Origin of the sequence: Streptomyces chiangmaiensis (assembly GCF_036281785.1) — a bacterium.
GTDB lineage: Bacteria > Actinomycetota > Actinomycetes > Streptomycetales > Streptomycetaceae > Streptomyces > Streptomyces chiangmaiensis.
In genome coordinates, this window is the sequence record NZ_JAYWVC010000555.1 from 1 (window position 1) to 1,490 (window position 1,490).

1 protein-coding gene is annotated in these 1,490 nt (G+C 71.7%); it reads right to left on the reverse strand.

Annotation, left to right across the window (positions count from 1 at the left end; all coding sequences use genetic code 11):
- The coding region (locus tag VXC91_RS45470; protein WP_329513190.1) for an IS1182 family transposase at positions 1-1,490 on the reverse strand (1,490 nt) is incomplete at both ends.

The following is a 1,490-nucleotide window of genomic DNA, read 5'->3' on the forward strand; positions in this document are numbered from 1 at the left end:
GGAGTCAGAGTCCAGGTGCCGTTGGCGGTGGGTGCGAGGCCGAGGCTGACCAGCCGGCGGAGGTTGAGGGCGGCGGCTCGGTTGCGGAGCCAGGTGTCGTTCTTGAGGGTGCCGAGGTAGCGCAGTCTGCGGTTGCCTTTGGCGGTCAGCCAGGCGATGCCACGTTCGACGGGTGGCCGCCAGCGGCGGTAGGCGTCTTTCCAGGCGGGGTCGGCGGCCTGGGAGCGGGCGTCGGCCAGGCGCTGGTGCTGGGGGTGGACTTGCAGGACGCGGCCGGTCTTGGACGTGGTGCAGCGTTCGCGCAGCGGGCAGCCGGTGCACAGCTTCTTGAACTGGGCTTGGCGAAAGCCTTTCTTGAGGGGCTTGCCGAGGGGGACGGTGTGCCCGGCGGGGCAGGTGACCTGGCTGTTTTCGGTGTCGATGTGGAAGTGGTCGCTGGTGAAGCCGCCGGGTGTGGCCGGGCGCAGCGGCGGGGGCTTGAGGACGGCGTCGTGGCCCTGTTGTTCGAGGTGTTCACGCAGGTCGGCGGTGCCGTAGGCGGAGTCGCCGAGCACCTCGCAGGGCTCGTCCTCGTTGGCGAGGAGGTCTTCGGCGATCTTCGCCTCGTGGTTGGCGGGGCCGCAGCCCGGGGCCAGGGCGACCTCGGTGAACAGGCCGGTCTCCGGCTCGACGGCGACGTGGCCCTTGAAGCCTTCCTGATGCCGGGTGCGGTTCTTGTGGATGTGCCTCGCCTCGGGATCGACGGTGGACACCACGCGGTCGCGGACCGTGCGCCGGGCGATGCGCCAGCGGCCGTCGCGCCCGTCGGAGTCCTCGGCGGGTTCCACGTCCTGGCCGGCGACCAGCGCCAGCAGGCCGACCGCGTTCGCCGCTCGCTCGCCCAGTTCCTGCTCGGGCAGGCGCCCCAGCAGGTTCAGCGCGTCGGTCACCAGCGCGTCGACCAGTGCGGCACGGGCGGCCTCGTCATCCCAGGCGATCCTCGGCTTGCCCGGATCGGCGTAGTCGTGCGCGGTGCAGTGCGCGGCGGCGACCTGATCGGCGCCGGGCACCTCGCGGATCACCCGGCGGATGGCCGAGATCAGCTGGGTGACTGTGTCCTGGGTGGCCACCGCGTCGTCGAACACCGTGGAGTCCAGCGCCCGCCGCCGCTTCCCGCGCAGAATGCCGGTGGCGGCCACGACCTCCCTGACCCGGGTGAAGATCCGCCCCGGATCCGACGACCTCTGCAGCCGGCGCCGGAAGTAGGTCAGCAGCGAGGGGTCGAACGCCGTGTCGTACAGGCCCAGCCCGCACGCCGCCTTCCACCGCAAATCGCACCGCAGCTCCAGCACGGTCTCCACGTCCGAGGTCCCGAACAGGCTCTGCAGCACCACCGCCGCGGCCAGCACCTGCGGCGGCAGGCTCGGCCGACCGTTGGCCGAGGGGTACATGTCCGCGAACATCTCCGGCGGCAGCAGCCGCTCACGGTGCTCGGCCAGGAACGCGAACAC